At 27.8% G+C, this 19,671-nt stretch carries 14 protein-coding genes; 10 read left to right on the top strand and 4 right to left on the bottom strand.

Going from position 1 to position 19,671, the window contains the following annotated elements; translation table 11 throughout:
* Positions 1-12 precede the first annotated feature (12 nt).
* On the top strand, positions 13-774 hold the full coding sequence (locus NON08_RS08235) for a formate/nitrite transporter family protein (protein WP_256690981.1): 762 nt from the start codon (positions 13-15) through the stop codon (positions 772-774).
* A gap of 35 nt (positions 775-809) precedes the next feature.
* Here the strand turns inward: NON08_RS08235 and NON08_RS08240 are convergent, their stop codons facing one another.
* The 4 genes from NON08_RS08240 to NON08_RS08255 are packed head-to-tail and all read right to left on the bottom strand — an operon-like array spanning position 810 to position 5,226.
* Complete coding sequence (locus NON08_RS08240) at positions 810-1,583, bottom strand: SDR family NAD(P)-dependent oxidoreductase (RefSeq protein ID WP_256690982.1); 774 nt, start codon at positions 1,581-1,583, stop codon at positions 810-812.
* An 11-nt stretch (positions 1,584-1,594) separates the two neighbouring features.
* Positions 1,595-2,113 carry a shikimate kinase gene (locus NON08_RS08245; RefSeq protein ID WP_256690983.1) on the bottom strand — a complete coding sequence of 173 codons (519 nt, stop codon included), beginning with the start codon at positions 2,111-2,113 and terminating at the stop codon, positions 1,595-1,597.
* Positions 2,114-2,118: 5 nt separating this feature from the next.
* Entirely contained in the window at positions 2,119-2,448 is a 330-nt protein-coding gene (locus NON08_RS08250; protein WP_256690984.1) for a DUF1904 domain-containing protein, read from the bottom strand.
* The gene (locus NON08_RS08255; protein ID WP_256690985.1) at positions 2,449-5,226 is read right to left on the bottom strand and encodes a M16 family metallopeptidase; all 2,778 of its coding nucleotides are present in this window, start codon (positions 5,224-5,226) and stop codon (positions 2,449-2,451) included. It abuts the gene before it with no gap.
* A 138-nt stretch (positions 5,227-5,364) separates the two neighbouring features.
* Here NON08_RS08255 and NON08_RS08260 point away from each other — a divergent pair, with 138 nt between their 5' ends.
* The 9 genes from NON08_RS08260 to NON08_RS08300 all read left to right on the top strand — a co-directional run bounded on the left by NON08_RS08260 (position 5,365) and on the right by NON08_RS08300 (position 19,656).
* Positions 5,365-6,963, top strand: a complete 1,599-nt coding sequence (locus NON08_RS08260) for a putative glycoside hydrolase (RefSeq protein ID WP_256690986.1) — start codon at positions 5,365-5,367, stop codon at positions 6,961-6,963.
* 68 nt (positions 6,964-7,031) lie between these two features.
* Positions 7,032-7,889 carry a tRNA pseudouridine(55) synthase TruB gene (gene truB, locus NON08_RS08265; protein WP_023051838.1) on the top strand — a complete coding sequence of 286 codons (858 nt, stop codon included), beginning with the start codon at positions 7,032-7,034 and terminating at the stop codon, positions 7,887-7,889.
* 18 nt (positions 7,890-7,907) lie between these two features.
* Complete coding sequence (gene typA, locus NON08_RS08270; protein ID WP_256690987.1) at positions 7,908-9,713, top strand: translational GTPase TypA; 1,806 nt, start codon at positions 7,908-7,910, stop codon at positions 9,711-9,713.
* A gap of 19 nt (positions 9,714-9,732) precedes the next feature.
* Positions 9,733-10,533 carry an ankyrin repeat domain-containing protein gene (locus NON08_RS08275; RefSeq protein WP_256690989.1) on the top strand — a complete coding sequence of 267 codons (801 nt, stop codon included), beginning with the start codon at positions 9,733-9,735 and terminating at the stop codon, positions 10,531-10,533.
* A 126-nt stretch (positions 10,534-10,659) separates the two neighbouring features.
* Positions 10,660-12,006: a TrkH family potassium uptake protein gene (locus NON08_RS08280; protein ID WP_264759778.1), complete on the top strand. Its 1,347-nt coding sequence runs from the start codon at positions 10,660-10,662 to the stop codon at positions 12,004-12,006.
* 16 nt (positions 12,007-12,022) lie between these two features.
* Positions 12,023-12,679 carry a potassium channel family protein gene (locus NON08_RS08285; RefSeq protein ID WP_256690990.1) on the top strand — a complete coding sequence of 219 codons (657 nt, stop codon included), beginning with the start codon at positions 12,023-12,025 and terminating at the stop codon, positions 12,677-12,679.
* A gap of 15 nt (positions 12,680-12,694) precedes the next feature.
* Complete coding sequence (gene mnmG / locus NON08_RS08290; RefSeq protein ID WP_256690991.1) at positions 12,695-14,584, top strand: tRNA uridine-5-carboxymethylaminomethyl(34) synthesis enzyme MnmG; 1,890 nt, start codon at positions 12,695-12,697, stop codon at positions 14,582-14,584.
* Entirely contained in the window at positions 14,585-15,289 is a 705-nt protein-coding gene (gene rsmG / locus NON08_RS08295) for a 16S rRNA (guanine(527)-N(7))-methyltransferase RsmG (RefSeq protein WP_256690992.1), read from the top strand.
* A 26-nt stretch (positions 15,290-15,315) separates the two neighbouring features.
* Positions 15,316-19,656, top strand: coding sequence for a hypothetical protein (locus NON08_RS08300; protein WP_256690993.1), 4,341 nt, complete (start codon positions 15,316-15,318; stop codon positions 19,654-19,656).
* Positions 19,657-19,671 lie beyond the last annotated feature (15 nt).

Genomic DNA, 19,671 nt, shown 5'->3' on the forward strand with positions numbered 1-19,671 from the left:
AGGAGGGAAAGAGTGAAGGTTTATTTAACAAACAAAGAAACAACAGAGCAAGTTCTTCTTTTAGGAGAAAATAAAGGGCATTACTCGTTTACTAAAACAACTTTATTAGGTTTTATGGGAGGTGTATATATAGCTCTTTCAGCTTTAGGAAACTTAATTGCCAATTTCACAGTAGGTGGTGGAGCAGGTAAATTTATAGGAGCTGCTGTTTTCCCAACAGGACTAATGTTAGTTGTATTAGTCGGAGGATCTTTATTTACAGGTGATTGTTTAGGATTATTAGCATTTACAAAAGGAAAAGTAGAAAAAACAACATATACAAGAAATTTATGTGCAGTTTGGATAGGGAATTTTTTAGGATCAATATTTATAGCGTATGTATCTTATTTAGCTGGTAATTACTCATCGCCAGAATTTTCAAAATATGTAGTTGGAGTAGCAGAACACAAGGTTCATCTTACATTTGTAGAAGCTGTAGCTAGTGGATTTTTATGTAATGTGTTAGTTGCAATTGGAGTTTGGTTTGCTTTAGCTGCAAAGGATTTAGCAGGAAAAATATTAGCAATATGGTTTCCTATTATGTTATTTATATTAGGTGGTTTTCAGCACGTTGTTGCAAATATGTATTATGTAAGTATAGGAAAAATATTGATGTCATCAGTATACACACCAAGTGAAATGGCAATACATTTTTTAGCTGTGACAATAGGAAATTTCTTATCAGGAGCTCTATTTTTACCTCTAATATACAAAAAATTATATATGAATGAGTAATGAAAAAGGAGTAGAATTTTCTACTCCTTAATTTTTTAATTTTCTCTATGAACAGTTCTTCCGTCAGCTTGATGATTAGGTGTCATAGCAATCTCTGTCAGCTGAATATTTTCAGGTAAACCAGTTGCGTAAATGATAACATTAGCAACATCATCAGGTGTTAAGGCGTCAATTCCCTTATAAGTATTATTTGCTTTTTCAATATCTCCTTTGAATCTAACTTTACTAAATTCAGTTTCAACCAAACCTGGTTTTATATTTGTAACCTTTATGTTTGTATCAACTAAATCAATTCTAAGTCCATCTGAAAAAGTTTTAACAGCTGCTTTAGAGGCACAATAAATTGCTCCTCCAGCATAAGCGGTATCTCCAGCAATTGATCCAATATTGACAATGTGTCCAGAATTATTTTTTAACATTAGAGGAACAATGGCGCTAGTAATGTAAAGCATTCCTTTTATATTCGTGTCAATAACAGTGTCGATATCACTAGGAGAAGCTAGGTAAACTTTATCTAAACCTAAAGCCAAACCAGCATTGTTAATAAGAATATCAATTTTTTTAAATGATTCAGGTAAAAGATTAACTTTAGTTTCAACATCTTTACTGTTACGAACATCAATAACTAAAGTATAAACTCTAACACCGTATTTTCTAACCACTTCCTCTTTTAAAGAATCTAATAAATCAGAACTTCTAGCTGTTAAGATAAGGTTAGCTCCCTTTTCAGCATACGCCAATGCACAACTTCTTCCAATACCTTTTGTTGCTCCAGTGATAAAAACAGTTTTACCATATAAATTGTTCATAGAAAACCCCCTTAGCTTAATATATAAGCATTTTTTATTTTTTCAACACTATCGTAAATATTTGTATTTAAATCTATCTTAATAGAAAAATCAGAAGAGATTTTATAAAGAGTTTGTCTTTTTTCATACAAATCTTGGATAGTTTTAAAAACATCTTCGGAATTATTAAGAAGCGGTCTTGTTTTACTTCTTTTAACTCTTTCATAAATAGTATTTATATCACAATCTAGGTACACTACAAAAGAAGTGGATTTTAAATTTTTAATATTTACATTATCTATAATAGCTCCACCACCTGTAGAAATGACTATGTTGTTATCTCTAGATTCCTCTTCGATAATAGATCTCTCTAAATCTCTAAAATATTTTTCACCATGCTCTTCAAATATTTCAGGAATAGTTTTTTTTTCCCGGATAGATATACAACGATCAATATCTATGAATTTCATATCTAAACTTTTAGCTAAAATTCTACCAATAGTAGTTTTTCCACTTCCCATAAAGCCTATCAGAGCGATATTAGATTTCATAAAATTTAAAAATGCTCTCCATTATCGTAATAGTTAGAACCTTCAAGGGGATAGAAGATAACTGTAGTGTCGTTATTGTTTGTCAATTTTTTACAAAACTTTGTAATGAAATCAGCAACAATATCTTTTGTTTCCTGACCTCTATCGAACCAAGCTACATCTACAAAAGTATATCCAGGAACAATAGCTCCATCAAAAATATATTCAGTTTCAGTGTGTTCAATAGTGAACCAAGTTCTGTCGCATTTGATAATTGAAGTAAGTTCATCAATTAGTTCTTTACTATTTTCAATTAAAACTTTTTTATCAATACCTCTAAATTTTAAGTGTGGCATTTACTCCTCCTTTTCTGGCAGAAGTATAACTTCTACACAGTTGTTTATATTAAGTACTCTATTAGAAAAGCTTCTTATAGAATTATAATCTACAATCTTATTATACCTCATAGGAGTATAAAATTCATAGTCTGATATTAAATTTTTTTTATCTAAGAAGTTATCCCAAAAGTTATTAGTTTTTAAAGCTATCTCAAAATTAAGTTCGTAATTTTTTTGTATATCTAAAATTTTATTTTCTGGAAAATTTCCGTCTTGTATGTTTTTTATAGTTTGTTTAACTTTAGAGATTACTTCGTCAACTCTCTTAGTATCAGTATTAAAAGCAATTTGAAGATAATTTTCTCCAAAATTTAATTTTTCAAGATTTGAAGAAGAGGAGATAGAGTAAACTCCACCAATTTTTTCTCTAACATCTTCTATTAAAAGTATATTTAGAAGATTTGATAAAGCTCCATACATAACTCTATTTTCTATAGAGAAATCTCCAATATAAGGGAAGGTTAAAATAACTGTTGCTTTTTTATCAACTCCTTTAGTAACAACCTTTTTTATATAAGTATTTGGATAAGAGACATCTAAAGGTTTATAACTTTGTGAATTTTCATTAGTAGGCAGATTAGCGAAATAATAATCTAAATCTTTTAGCAAAGTTTTTTCATCAATAGAACCAACGATAGTTAATTTATAATCTTTAAAATTAGTGAATAAATTATTAAAAGTATTATTGAGTTCATTTTGGTTAATATATGATAGATCCTCAAGAGTTAAAGGTTTTTTTCGAGGGTGATTATTATTAAGAGTTTCTAAATATTCTTTTTTTAATAAAGCTCTAGGAGAAAAATCTCTATTTTTAATCAACTCTCTATTTGTTTTTAAATTTGATTCAATAATATTTTCATCAAATTTAGGGTCTGAAATAAGTGTTCTAAAATACTTTAAAGCTTCAGACAAGTTTTCTTTATTTGTAGAAATTAAGAATCCTTGAGTATAATCATCAATAAATGGTTCAACACTAAAATTTTTACCCTTAAAGTATAATTCAAGAGAGGAATAGTCGATATCTCCAACTCCAGAACTAGAAAGAATTTCTGGTAAAAAAAGTGAATTTATATATTGTGAGTAATTTAAACTTGAATTTCCTTGTAGTTTTGTTAATTTAAATGTTATTTTATCTTTATCAAAAGTAGTTTTTTTATATAAAACTTCTATTCCATTAGAAAGAAGAAGCTTAGTATAATCTTTTTCAACAGAAAGAATTTTAGAGGTACCAGGAACTAACTTTAAATCAACTAACTTAGTATTAAAAGAATTTAATTTAATGGATGTTGTATTTTGAGATAAAAGTAAATCTATAAGGTCTTTAATATCTTTTTCTTTAGGAAGGGTTTCTTTCATATTCTCTCTTGATGTCAATAAAACATCATAATTTGAAGAAAGAATAGATTGTGCAATGCCTTTTAGATCATTAGTATCTATATTTTCTATAATTTTGTTAGTTAATATGTACTCAGTATCAGGTTCCATAAAAACGTTATTATTCAAAATATAATCTATGATAGAATCCATGAAAGTATCGTTTTTAATACTTTCTTTATTATTAAGAATAGTTTTAAGATTGTTTAATAAATTTATTTTTTCGTTTTCTAGCTCAGTTTTAGAAATACCATTTATAGAAATATCTTTAAGATTATCAATTATATAAGTTATAGATTGATTTATATTGTTGTCTTTTATTAAAGATGAAACAGCGTAAATTCCAGTATCTTTATTAAGAGGAAAATTATAGATTGATGAATAAATAAATGGAGAGTCTTTGTCTTTAGATAAAATAGAAAATCTTGTATTTAAAATAGAGTTAAGTAATATTTTTTCTAAATTTTTCTTGAAAGAATCTTCAGTATTTATAGATATTATAGGTTCTTTCCACATTATATTAAAGTTAGTAGTAGTTAATTCAGGATCAGTAAAAATAGTTACAGAGTCTTCTTTAGGAAGAGCGATAGAAAAATGTTCATCGACAACCTTTGTTTTATTTTTTAATTGAGAGAAATTATTGGTAATAAGTTGCTTAACCTCATCTACATTAAAGTCTCCAACAGCAACAACAGCCATGTTTTCAGGTTGATACCATTTTTCATAATAATCTCTCAATCTTTTAGAAGTTGCATTTTTTATAGTTTCAGGAAAACCAATGGGAAATCTTTTAGAATACCAAGAGTCACCATATAGAATTTTCTTTTGCAAATCACCAACTCTTTGAGAAATACCTTGTCTTAATCTCCATTCTTCAATAATTATATTTTTTTCATTTTCAACATCTTTTGAATCTAAAGTTACTTCTGAAGCCCATTCTTTAAGAACGTCAAAACCAGTTTCTAAATCTTTTTTAGAAGTTGGAACTTGAAGTTTATAAACAGTTTCAGAAAAACTAGTGTAAGCATTTAAATCTCCACCAAAACTAAGTCCTAATGATTGAAGATATTTAATAAGTTCATTTTTTTTATATTTAGTAGTACCATTAAAAGCCATGTGCTCTAAAAAATGTGCTAATCCTTGTTGATCCTCCTCCTCATAAAGAGAACCAGCTTTCACTACAAGGTTCAAAGAAGCTCTATTTTCAGGTTTTTTATTTTTAAATATATAATATTGTAAACCATTGTCAAAAGTTCCTGAAATTAAATTTTCAGATACTTTTAAATCTGTGGTACTGTTACTAAAAACCAAAAGTTGTAGAGTAAAAAACATTAGAGTAAATAACAATATTCTTTTTTTCATTAATAATCCTCCTCGCTATAGATGTAAAATATATTTAAATATTAACATTTTATAACTTTTATTAAAAGGATTATTTAGTAGATTTTTTTAAATAAAATTGTTAAAATATAACGAATAAATATAAAAGTGGAGGATAACGTGAGAGTAAAAGACAAGAAGAAATTTTTTAGATTTTTAATATTATTAACAATTTTTATTTTTACAATTTCTTGTGGAATGAAAAGATTCGTTTTTAATGACAAACAGCAAACTTCAGAAATGGTGAGCGATGAAATAAAGGTGGATGTTTTATCTTTGAATAAAACTAAAGAAATTACAGAATTAAAAAAAAAAGATTTGCCTATAGAAGAAGTTAAAATAGAAAAAACAGAAGTTTTAGATGAAAATAGCACAAAAAGTTTAAAAGTAGAAAAAACAGAGAAGTCATTAGAAAAAGAAGTAGTTACTAAAAATTTTAAATATATAAAAAATCAGACTTTATTTGTTTATAAAGATGAAACTCAAAAGAATAAAGTTGATACTTTAAGAAGGGGAACTAAAATAGAAGTTTTAGAAGCCAAAGAGTTAGATCTTAATGGTAAGAAAAAAGAAGTTTTAAAAATATCTTACAAAAAAGATTTGAAAAATAGAAGTGGTTGGATAACAAAGGTTGATTTAGCAAATACTTTAAATGAAATTTTACCTTCTACTTGGAAAAATTTGGATTTTACAACAAATTATCCTGTAAATAATTTTCCAAATAATCCTAGAGTGGATGTAAAAGGTGTATATCTAAATATTTATACTATAGGAAGCACAAAAAAGATGGAGAGACTTATAAATTTAGCTAATACAACAGAGATAAATGCCTTTGTAATTGATGTAAAAGATGATAATGGTGTTTTATCTTTTGAAATGGAAGCTCCTAAAAAATTTGGAATACCAGTTTCGAAAAATTATCCTATAAAAAATATAGGTGAATTTATGAAAAAAATGAAGGAGAATAATATTTATACAATAGCTAGAATTGTTTCTTTTAAAGATCCTACTTATGCAAAAGCAAATCCAGATAAAGTAATAACATCAAAAGATACAGGAAAACCATACACAAATAGTGATGGAATAATATGGGTTTCTGCACACGATAGAAATCTTTGGGAATATAATTTAGCAGTGGCAGAAGAAGCAGCTAAAGCTGGATTTAATGAAATACAGTTTGATTATGTTAGATTTCCAGCTTCAAACGGAGGGAAATTAGATGCAAAATTAAATTATAGAAATACAAAAAATGAATCTAAACCGGAAACGATACAGAAGTATTTGAAATATGCAAGACAGAGATTAAATGCTTTAGGAGTATATACAAGTGCGGATGTGTATGGACAAGTTGGAACATTTAGTGATGATATGGGATTAGGTCAACATTGGGAGACGGTAACTCAAGTTGTAGATTATATCTCTCCAATGATGTATCCAAGTCACTATGGAAATGGAGCTTATGGAATATCTGTCCCAGATGCGCAACCTTATAAAACAATTTATCACTCAGTTAAAGATTCTATAAATAGAAATGAGAATGTGGAGGCGCCGGCAACAATAAGACCTTGGATACAAGCCTTTACTGCAAAATGGGTAAAAGGATATATCCCTTATAATGAAAAGGAAATAAGAGAACAAATTAAAGCGATGAATGATTTGGGAGTAACAGAGTATTTGTTATGGAGTCCAAGTAATAACTATAAGATCACAGGGAAATAAAAATAAATGTTTAAAAAAAGTATAGTGTATGATATAATGTCATTTGAACTAATTTAAAGGAGAAAAGATTGGAAGGAATAATAGTTATAGATAAACCTATCGGTATAACTTCCTTTGATGTTATAAGGGTTTTAAGAAGAAATTTGAAAGAAAGAAGAATAGGACATACAGGAACTTTAGATCCTTTAGCAACTGGAATTCTAGTTATTTGTGTAGGGAAAGCTACAAAATTAGCACAGGATATAGAAGGATATGAAAAAGAGTATGTTGCAGATTTAGAACTTGGTTTTAAAACAGATACCTATGATATAGAGGGGAAAGTTTTAGCTAAAGTAGAAGAGTTTAATATTTCTTATGAAAATTTTGAAGAAACATTAGAAACATTTAAAGGAGATATAAAGCAAATACCACCAATGTATTCTGCTATAAAAGTGGATGGAAAGAAGCTTTATGAGTTAGCAAGAGAAGGTGTAGAGATTGAGAGAAAAGCTAGAGATGTTAGTATAAAAAATCTAGAAACTATATCTTTTGATGGAGTAAAGGCTAAGATTGATTGTACAGTTTCAAAAGGTACATATATAAGAAGTCTAATTTATGATTTAGGTGAGAAATTAGGAACTTTTGCAACAATGACTGGTTTAAGAAGAACTAGAGTTGGAGAAGAGGATTTAGCAAGAGCATTCACATTAGAAACTATTGAAAAAATGGTATCAGAGAATGATTTTTCTTTCTTAGTTTCAATAGAGGATTATTTTAAATTTCCTAAAGTAGATATTGAAGATGAAAATGATTTAAAACTTTTTGTTAATGGTCAAAGATGTAAAAAAAGAATAAATGAAGGAAAATATAGAGTTTATTCTAAGAATAATTTTATAGGCTTAGGTGAGGTTACAAAAGGATTATTAAAAGGTTACAAATATTATTAATTATAGAGAGGAAGAAATATGAAGATTAAAAACATTGCAATTATTGCACACGTTGACCATGGAAAAACAACTTTGGTTGACTGTTTATTAAGACAATCTGGAGTTTTCGGAGCTCACGAACTTGAAAAAGTTGCTGAGAGAGTAATGGACTCTAACGATATTGAAAAAGAAAGAGGAATAACAATATTCTCTAAAAATGCTTCAGTAAGATATGGAGATTGTAAAATTAATATTATAGATACTCCAGGACACGCGGACTTCGGTGGAGAAGTTCAGAGAATTATGAAAATGGTTGATTGTGTTGTTTTACTAGTAGATGCGTTTGAGGGGCCAATGCCACAAACAAAATACGTATTAAAGAAAGCTTTAGAGCAAGGACACAGACCAATAGTTGTAGTAAATAAAGTAGATAGACCAAATGCAAGACCTGAAGAGGTTTTATATATGGTTTACGATCTATTTATCGAACTTAATGCTAACGAATTACAACTAGAGTTCCCAGTTGTATATGCTTCAGGAAAAGCTGGTTTTGCTAAAAAAGAGTTAAACGATAATAGCGACAATATGCAACCTTTATTCGAAACAATAATAGAGCATGTTGAAGATGCAGAGGGAGACAACAACAAACCTACGCAATTTTTAATAACAAACATTGAGTATGATAACTATGTTGGAAAACTAGCTGTTGGAAGACTTTACAATGGTACATTAAAAAGAAATCAAGATGTTATGTTAATAAAAAGAGATGGAAAGCAAATTAGAGGAAAGGTTTCAGTTCTTTATGGATATGAAGGTCTAAAAAGAGTTGAAATTCAAGAAGCTTTCTCTGGAGATATAATCTCAGTTGCAGGTTTAGATAACATTGATATCGGAGAGACAATTGCTGATTTCAATGAGCCAATTGCTTTACCAGTAATTGATATAGATGAGCCAACTTTAGCAATGACATTCATGGTAAATGATTCTCCATTTGCTGGAAAAGAAGGTAAATTTGTAACATCTAGAAATATTTGGGATAGACTTCAAAAAGAGCTTCAAACAAACGTTAGTATGAGAGTAGAAGCAACAGAAAGTCCAGATGCTTTCGTAGTAAAAGGAAGAGGAGAACTTCAACTTTCAATACTTTTAGAGAATATGAGAAGAGAAGGATTTGAAATTCAAGTTTCTAAACCAAGAGTTTTATTAAAAGATATTGATGGAGAAAAATATGAACCAATCGAATTAGCAATGGTTGACGTTGATGATGCGTTCGTAGGTGTTGTAATTGAAAAAATGGGTATCAGAAAAGGAGAAATGATAACAATGACTCCTGGAACTGATGGATATACAAGATTAGAGTTCAAAGTACCTGCAAGAGGATTAATTGGATTTAGAAATGAATTCTTAACAGATACAAAAGGAACAGGAATCTTAAATCATTCATTCTATGATTTTGAATTATATAAAGGTCCAATTCCAACAAGAGCTAAAGGAGTTTTAATTTCTTTAGAGCAAGGAACAACTGTAGCTTATGCTTTAGGTGGATTACAAGATAGAGGAGTATTATTTACTGATCCAGGAGTAGCTGTTTATGAAGGAATGATCGTAGGAGAACATAACAGAGATAACGATTTAGTTGTAAACGTATGTAAAGCTAAGAAATTAACTAACATGAGAGCATCAGGAAGTGATGATGCAATAAAACTAGCTACACCTAGAAGATATACTTTAGAGCAAGCTCTTGATTATATAGCAGATGATGAGTTAGTAGAGATTACGCCAACTAATATTAGAATAAGAAAGAAATTCTTAAAAGAAGGCGACAGAAGAAAAAACTCTAAATAATATTTAAAGAGGTATATCTATGAAGAAATTGTTGTTTGTAATTATGCTGTTACTTCTTTTTGTAGGTTGTAGTAGTTTTAATAGGAAAAAATATATAGAAGATGAAGTTATAGCAGCAGTAGTTGTAGATAATGTATATATTTTAAATAGAGCAATAAAAAATGGTTTTAACATAGATCAACAATTAAAAAGTGGAGATACTCTTTTAAGTTTAGCCTTAAAAGAGGATTCTCTACAAGTTATAGCTGCTTTATTATCTAATGGTGCAAATATAACTAAAAATTTACCTGCAAGGCAAAATATAGGAGTTAACACATTAACTTCTTCAAGACCACCTATTTTTTATGTAAATAGTATGGAGTCTTTGCAAATGCTTTTAAATGATAAGGCAGATATAAATGTTTTTACAGGTGACGGAGAGCTTCTTTTAAATTTTTATATAAAAACAAGACCACAGGAGTTAGCAATAAAATTAATAAATAATGGTGCTAACTTAAAAATATTGGACTCAAGTAAATGGTATCCAATATTTTGGGCAGTAAATATAGAAAATGAAGAAATATTAAAAGAATTATTGAAAATAGATAATACACAATATTTGTTAAAAGATGATAAAGGAAACTATCCAATATATTATGCAAATTCAAGAGAAGTTATAAAAGAATTATTAAAGGGTGAATATAACTCAAAAGAAAAAAATATATATGGAGAAAATATCTTAGGAGAAGTGTATTTAAAAATAAAAAAATTAGGATACAATGATCTAATTCCTATTCTTTTAAAAAAAGGTGTAAATCCTAATTATACTTCATATAAATAAAAATTATAATAGTTAAAGCAAGGATAGAATTTTATTAGTTCTATCCTTGTTAACTATTTAGTGAACTTGAAAAAATGAAAAAAATAATGTATAATTTCAAAAGCATTTTTTCATAGGAGGAAATAAATGATAAGGAAACTTTTAAGCCCTATAGATAGATTATCTTTTTCAAGAAAATTGATATTAGGATTTTTTACAGCAATAATTTTAGGTTCAATATTGTTATATTTGCCGTTTTCTCTTCAAGATGGCCAAGAGATAAGTTTTTTAACAGCAGTTTTCACAATTACATCTGCGATATGTGTTACTGGATTATCAGTTATAGATATAAGTAAAGTTTTATCTTTTCAAGGTCAAATAATTTTATTGATTTTTATACAATTAGGTGGACTAGGAGTAATGACTTTTTCATCATTATTTTTTTTACTAATTGGAAAGAAAATAGGTTATAAAGATCGAGAATTAATAAAAGAAGAAAGAAACGCTGAAAATAGCGGCGAAGTTGTAGAGTTTATAAAAAAAATAGTAATTATTGTAATGTTGATAGAAGGAATAGGAGCATTTTTTTTAACATTGGAATTTTTGAAAATTTTTGAGTTTTCTAAAGCCTTATATTTTGGTATATTTCATTCAATTTCAGCTTTTTGTAATGCTGGATTTGCATTATTTTCTAATAATTTAGAAAGTTATCCAGGAAGTATATTAATGAATATGACAGTAGCCTATTTAATAATATTAGGAGGAATAGGATTTTCAGTAATAAATTCAGTTTTAGTAGCAGTTAGAAGGGATGTAAAAAGATTTACATTAACTTCAAAAGTTGCTATTCTAGTTTCAATGTTTTTAACATTTGTTGGAATGATTTTATTCTTTTTATTGGAGTATAAAAACCCTTCAACAATTGGTAATTTAAGTTGGTTTGATAAGGTATTAGCTTCTTTCTTTCAGAGTGTAACTACAAGAACTGCTGGCTTTAATACCGTTCCAATGGGATCTTTAAATCCAGCAACAATATTTATGTTTTGTATCTTAATGTTTATTGGAGCATCTCCAGGATCTACAGGGGGTGGAATAAAAACAACAACAATAGGAGTAATTATTTTTTATGTTGTAGGAGTTGTACAAGGTAAAGAAAATATAAATGTTTTTAATAGAAGAATAAGTTGGGATATACTAAATAGAGCATTAGCAATATTGATAATATCTATTATATATGTATCTATAGTAATCATGGCTGTAATGACTATAGAAAATATGAGTTTTGAAAAGGTAACATTTGAAGTTATATCCGCTTTTGCTACTGTTGGATTATCTATGGGGATAACAGCAGATTTAAGTGCGATGTCGAAAATACTTATAATAATTACTATGTTTATAGGAAGATTAGGTCCTATGACATTTGCTTTAGCTTTAGGGGAAAAGAAAGTTAAACAAAACTTAAGATATCCAAAAGAAAATATTTTAGTAGGATAATTAATGGAGGGAATTTATGAAACAATATGTAGTAATAGGAATGGGAAGATTTGGTTCAAGTGTTGCAGAGACTTTATATAAAGCTAATGAGGAAGTATTGGCAATTGATGAATCTGAAGATATAATACAAGAAGCAGTAAATAGTGGAATAGTTGAAAATGCAGTGGTAGCAGACGCAACAGATGATAAAGAACTTAATAATATTGGATTAGAAGGATTTGATGTTGCATTTGTTTGTATAGGAGCAATAGAACCAAGCATAATGGTAACATTAAATTTAAAAGAGTTAGGTGTAAAAAAGATAATTGTAAAAGCAGTTTCAAGAAGACACGGTAAAGTTTTAGAAAAAATAGGTGCTAATCAAGTTGTTTATCCAGAAGAATATATGGGAAAAAGGGCTGCAATGGCTGCAATGGATCCAAATATGATAGAGCATTTTAGATTCTCTAAAGATTTTTTGTTAGCAGAAATAAAATCGCCTGAAATATTTTGGAATAAAACTCTTATAGAATTAGATATAAGAAAAAGGTATAATGTAAACATAGTAGGAATAAAAAAAGGAAATAGAAATTTTATTCCCAATTTGTCAGCGGATACTGTTATAGAGCAGGGAGATATTCTTCTTGTAATTACAGATGCTAAAACAGCTGCAGAATTAAAGAATTTAAAGTAATAGAGAGGAGTAAAAATGCAAAATTTTGATGTTATAGTTGTAGGGGCGGGACATGCAGGATGTGAAGCTGCTTTAGCTGCAGCAAGAATGGGGGCTAAAACAGCCATCTTTACAATATTATTAGACAATATAGGATACATGTCATGTAATCCATCTCTTGGAGGACCAGCTAAATCTCATTTAGTAAAGGAGATTGATGCTTTAGGTGGAGAAATGGGAAGAAATATAGATAAAACATTTATTCAAATTAGAGTGTTAAATACTAAAAAAGGTCCAGCGGTGAGATCTTTAAGAGCTCAGGCAGATAAAGTTAATTATAGCAAAGAGATGAAAAAAACTCTTGAAAATACAGATAATTTAGATGTTATACAAGGAATGGTAACAGAGATTATTGTTGAAAATAGTAAAGTTGTTGGGATTAAGACTAAAGAGGGCGTGGAATATAGAGCAAAAGCTGTAGTAATAGCGACTGGAACATTCATGAGAGGTTTAATTCATATTGGAGAAAAGCAATTCCAAGGTGGAAGAATGGGAGAGTTATCTTCAGAAGAGTTACCTGTATCATTAGAAACATTAGGACTAAAACTAGGAAGATTTAAAACAGGAACACCCCCAAGAATAGATGCGAGAACAATAGATTATTCAAAAGTAGAGGTTCAGCCAGGAGATGAAGGAATCTTAAAATTCTCAAGCAGAACAACAGCAAATGAAGTACTATCAAGAAAACAAATACCATGTCACATGGTGTTTACAAATAAAGAGGTTCATGACACTATAATTTCAAATAAAGATAGATCTCCATTATTTAATGGAACTATTCAAGGAACAGGGCCTAGATATTGTCCTTCAATTGAAGATAAAGTTTTTAGATATCCTGATAAAGACAGACATCACCTTTTCTTAGAGAAAGAGGGATATGATACTAATGAGGTTTATATTAGTGGATTCTCATCATCATTACCGACAGATGTTCAATATGAAATGTTAAAAGGTATAGAAGGTTTAGAGAATGCAAAAATAATGAGATATGCTTATGCTATTGAGTATGACTATATTATTCCTGAAGAGATAAAATATAGTTTAGAAACTAAAAAAATAGAAAATCTATTTTTAGCAGGGCAAATAAATGGAACATCGGGTTATGAAGAAGCAGGATCTCAAGGGCTTATGGCAGGAATAAATGCTACAAGAAAAGTATTTGGTCAAGAGCCAGTAATATTAGATAGAGCAGACTCTTACATTGGAACATTAATAGATGATTTAGTTTCAAAAGGAACAAATGAGCCATATAGAATGTTTACTGCAAGAAGTGAGTATAGATTAGTTTTAAGAGAGGATAATGCAGATTTAAGATTATCTAAAATAGGATATGATATTGGTTTAGTTTCTGAAGAAGAATATGCAAGAGTTCAAAAAAAAGAAAAAGATGTGGCTGAAATAATAGAAAAATTGGAGAAACAACATGTTGGAAGTAGTAATCCTAGAGTTAATGAAGTTTTAATTAAGGCTAATGAACCAGAGGTAAAATCTGGAATAACATTAATAGAGTTATTAAGAAGACCTGAAGTAAGCTATTCAGATATAAAGTATATTTCAGAATTGATAGAGAAATTTGATTTAGGATCTTATGATGAAGATACAGAATATCAAGTTGAAGTCCAAGTAAAATATTCAGGATATATTCAAAAGTCATTAAAAATGATAGAGAAACATAAAGGATTAGAAAATAAAAAGCTTCCTGAAGATATGGATTACGATTCTTTAGAGAATATGCCAAAAGAAGCAAAAGACAAATTGAAGCAGGTGAGACCTTATAATATAGGTCAAGCTTCTAGAATTTCAGGAGTTTCTCCTGCAGATATTCAGGTTCTATTAATGTATCTAAAAATGAGAGGTAATAAATAGATGAAAGAGTATTTAGTTGAAGGAATAAAAAAGATAGGTTTAGAATATACTGATAAAAAGATAGATAATCTAGTTAAATATTTAGAATATTTAGTAGAATACAATTCTCATACAAATTTAACAGCTATTAGAGATACAAAAGATGCAATAGAAAAGCATTTCTTAGATTCTCTTCTTTTGCAAAATTTAATAGATGAGAAAAAAGGTAAAAAAGCTATTGATATAGGAACAGGAGCAGGATTTCCAGGGATGGTATTAGCTATTTTTAATCCAGATATGGAATTTGTTTTGATGGATTCTGTTGGAAAGAAGACAGTATTTTTACAAAATGTAAAAGAGTTATTAAATTTAGAAAATGTAACTGTAATTAATTCTAGAGCAGAAGATTATATAAATGATTCTAATAGAGAGAGTTTTGATATAGGTCTTTGTAGAGGAGTTAATAAATTAAATGTTATTTTAGAGTATATGATACCTTTTATAAAAGTTGATGGTTATTTTTTAGCTCAAAAAATGGCCGGGACAGAGGAAGAGGGAGAAGCAACAAATGCATTAGAAACTTTAGGTGCAAAAATTGTAAAAATACACAGATATAAGTTACCGACTTATGGTGATGAAAGATTAGTTGTTGAAATTTTAAAAGAAAAATCAACAGATAAAAAATACCCAAGAAGAGCAGGAGTGGCTTTAAAAAAACCATTATAAATATACTAATTAGGGAGGGGAGAGATATGAAAATTTTTGAAAAATACAAAAAATTAATAATCATATGTCTTCCCATTTTTATTTTTTTGAGTGGAGGATTGTTAATAAAATATAACTTACCAAAAGTAGTAGAATTTATATTGAAAATAACAATAGGTCCAACAATATCTTCTCAAGAAATTAAATTTCCAAAGTTTGGTGAAATTGATATAACTGATGTTGTGTTATCTAAGGGGGATGATACAATTGTAAAAGCTCCAAGGGTAGTTATAACTTACTCTAAGGAGTCACTTAAAAATTTCAGATTAAAGGAAATAAATGTTCAAAATCCATGGGTTCACATAGAAAGAAAAGGAGAAAGTGTAAATATTGTAGATGCTTTTTCTAGCAGTGATAAAAAAGAGAATTCACCATCTAAAGCAGGAACAGCAGTGCCAATAGATATAATAACAGTGAAAAATGCTCATTTGTTATTTAGAGACACAACTTATTCTAGAGAGATAAAGCAAGAATTAGATAATGTTAATGGTTATGTTTCTTTTAATAAAAAAACTGGAATAGATTTAGAGTTTAAAGGGAATAATAAAAAAGAAATTTATGAATATAGATTAAATAATTTAAATGAACCTTTAAATATGAATATAATTTTAAAAAATATTCAAGTAAATCCAGAACTTATTCAATACGGCTATGATGATAAAGATATAAGTGGTGCTAAAGGTTTATTTAATATGAATTTGACAATAGCAACAAGTGGATTAACAGGGGAAGCTGAGCTAAAAAATGGAACTGTTATATATGATGGGTTAAGTAATAAAGTAGAAAATGTAAATGGAATAATAGATTTTAAAAAAGATAAAATAAATGTTAATTTCAAGTATGATTTAGAAAAAAATCCAGGAACATTTGACGTTTTTTATTCGGAGAAGACAGGTGTCAAAGTAGATTTTAAATTCAAAGATATATCATATAAAGTTATAAAAAGTTATAAATTATTAGGAGATTTAAATTTACCTCTAGATAATTTAAAGTTTAAAAATGTAGATGTTTCTCTTTCTTACGAAAAAGAAAAAGGATTTAAAGCTGAAATTGATTACAATGGATATCCATTTGAAGCATCAGGAGTTAATATAAATAATGTAAATGGAAAAGTAGTATTTGAAAATGGAATTTTAACATTAGCAGGAAATAAGTTGAATATATTAGTTCCTGGATTAGAATATAAGAGAGATTTAACATACAAAGCAGATTTGGATTTAACTGGAGAAAACTTGAAATTTAATGTAAATTCAAATTTTATTAAACTTCAAGGTGAATATGACAAAAAAGCTGAAATATTAAATTTATACCAGGAAAAAAAGTTAGTTTTAAGTTATAACTTAAAAACTCAAACACTAGAATTAATTGACCTTCAAGGTAGTAATCTTTTAGGAGATTACGATTTCTTTTTACAAGCACACGAAAAAGACAAAATAATAAATTTTGATGAAATATCAATGGTTAATAAAGATGGACAAAAAGTTTTACAAATAACAGGAGATTTAAATAAAGAAAATTTAAAATACCAGTTTAAAATTCATACGAGAGATTTAAAAGAAAAAAGTTTATTTAGCAATTTAAATTTAGACACAGATTTAGATTTTATAGGAGAAGTTGCAGGAGAAAAAGAAAAATTTATTTTAAGAGGAGTTGTAAAAGACTTTAAGTTGAAAAATGAAGATTTATATTTAGATTCTTATGCAAATATATCAGTTGTAAATGATAAGGGAATACAAGTAAATGTTCAAGGAGAATTAAGAGAAGGAAGATATAAAAAATTTAAAATTCAAGGAATAAAAATAGATGCCACTTATGATAATGGAAAATTTATGATATCAGATGTTAGAAATGCTTTATTTAAAGTTAACGGTGAAGTTGATATCTTAAATAAAAATATAGATTTATCATATAAGATAAACGGCTTAAAAAGTAGTGAATTTGAAAAAAGCAGTGTTGTTTTAATATTAGATAATGTTCAAGGAGAAATAGCTGGAGGTTTTGATAATTACAACATTAATGCTAATGTAAAAGAAGCTTTTTTAGAAATGCCAAATAAAGAACTGATATTTTTAAATGGAGAAATTAATTATAAAGACAACACTATTTCAACAAATAATTTTAAAATAAATCAAAGTGTAGCAGCAGGGGAATATAATTTAAAAGATAAAAGTGGACAGTTTACATTAAATATATTAGAGGAAAATTTAGCAAAATATTATGACTTTAAAGCTTTAAAATATAGAGTTTTATCAAGAGTTGTAGGTAATATTTTAGATGGAGAAATTGAAGTTAGAGCTGGAATAAATATAGATAGAGTTTATTTAAATGGAGATATAATGCCTAATTTAACTTCTAGTATAACTTATATTAAAAATTCTCAAGAAAATACTTTAAGTATTGATGAATTAGATATAATTAATCTAGAAGGGAAAAGAATATTATTTTCTAGTGGAAACGTAAATTTAATAGAAAAAACTATTGATTTCAGAGTTCCAAATCAATCACTATATTTAAAGGATCTTCAAGGAATACTTAACGTTAGAGATATGAGTGGAAGTATAGGAATCGAAAGCGAAGTAAACGGAGATTTAGAAGATCCTCAGTATAGTTTAAAACTTTTTGATGGTGAATATGAAATTAAAGGATTTGATTTTGATAAGATATCTTTAAACCTAGTTGGAGATAAAAGAAAAATAAAAATCGAAGAACTTTTAGCATATTATGAAAAAAATATGATAAAAGGAGAAGGTGAGTATGATATTTTATCTAAAAACTATAAATTTAACATATTTTCTAAAAATATAGATTTGAGTTTTTTAAACGCTATTTTATCAAAAGATAATATAAGAAATATTGAAGGAACAGCTAATATCGATATTCAGCTTTCAAGCAATTTAAAAGAAAATTCAGGATATATTGATTTAATAAATTTTAATGCAGATTTACCAAAAGTATTATTAAATTTAAAAGGATTAAATATGGTTTTAAAAGTTGATAATGAGAGATTAACAATTAATTCATTAGAAGGTAAATTAAATGATGGAGATATAAAAGGACGAGGTTATTTAAAACTCCCAACTATTGAAGAAATAAAGGCTGACGATGAGTTTTATAAAAATTTAGATTATGCTTTTAATATAACTTTAAAAAATATGATATATCAACTTAAGGATTACTTTAAAATAGATCTTTCAACTAATTTAGTTTATTCAGAAAATAAGATTTCTGGTAATGTAATCATTAATAACGGAGAAATTGTTGGAATTTTAAAAGAAGATAAAGGCTTGATTTTAACAATTTTAAATTTTATAATAGATAAAACAAGAGCCATAATTGGTGAAAGCAAAAAGTTAGGAGAAGATTTTGAAATAAAGGGAGTGTTAAATGAAACTCCTGAGTTTGATATTGGAGTTATGATTAAAGATGGTATAAATATAAATATACCAGATGTTTCTACTTTTGCCCAAGATGTAAAGGGTCTTATATTGGGAAGGTTTAATGTTGTTGGTAAAAATGAGAAAATAGGAATTGTAGGAGAGTTAGAAATACAAAAGGGAAGTTTTGTATTGGGAAGTGAAGATTTTACAGTTACAAGAGCATTATTACTTGCAGATAAAAAAAATGGCTTAATTTCAGATTTTAATCCAAATTTAATATTTGATGTATCAGCATTAACAGCTAATGGAAATATAGAAATATCTTTACAAGGAGAGCTAAATAGTTTAAGATTAAATATAGTAACTAGTCAAGGAAGTGAAAGTAGCAGTTTAAAAAATCTTTTTGATGAATCAGGGGAAGGTGGAGACAAGAGTATGGTAGCATTGCTATTTAAGACTCTTATAGACAGCCAGATTTCAAGTACATTATTAAGACCAATCTCAAGGACAATACAAAATGTATTTCATATATCTAAATTTAGAATAGTTTCAGATGTATTTAATCAAGAAGTTTTAGCTAATTCTGATAATCCTAAAGTACAAGATCCTAATGTATTTGGATTTGGAGCTTACTTAGAGGCTGAGAATCCAATTTATAAAGATAAATATTTTTGGATATTAAAGCTAGGAATAATTGATGGTAGTAAGTATGATATAGGAGGAACTGATAGTGAAAGCCAAAGTAACGAGTTTTCAAACTCAGTAAATCAGCTTGATTTTAAAATAGAGCGGCGATATAAATCAGGATGGTCTTATGGAATTGGAGCTGCAAAATTAAATGATGCAAATATGATTGAGAAAAAGAAAAAAGGAAAATTAAATTATTATATTGATTTTAAGTTTGAAAAAAAATATAATAGTATAAAAGATATTTTTTCTAATAAAAAATAATTGGAGGGCAATTTG

It is taken from the genome of Cetobacterium sp. NK01, assembly GCF_024506395.1.
GTDB lineage: Bacteria > Fusobacteriota > Fusobacteriia > Fusobacteriales > Fusobacteriaceae > Cetobacterium_A > Cetobacterium_A somerae_A.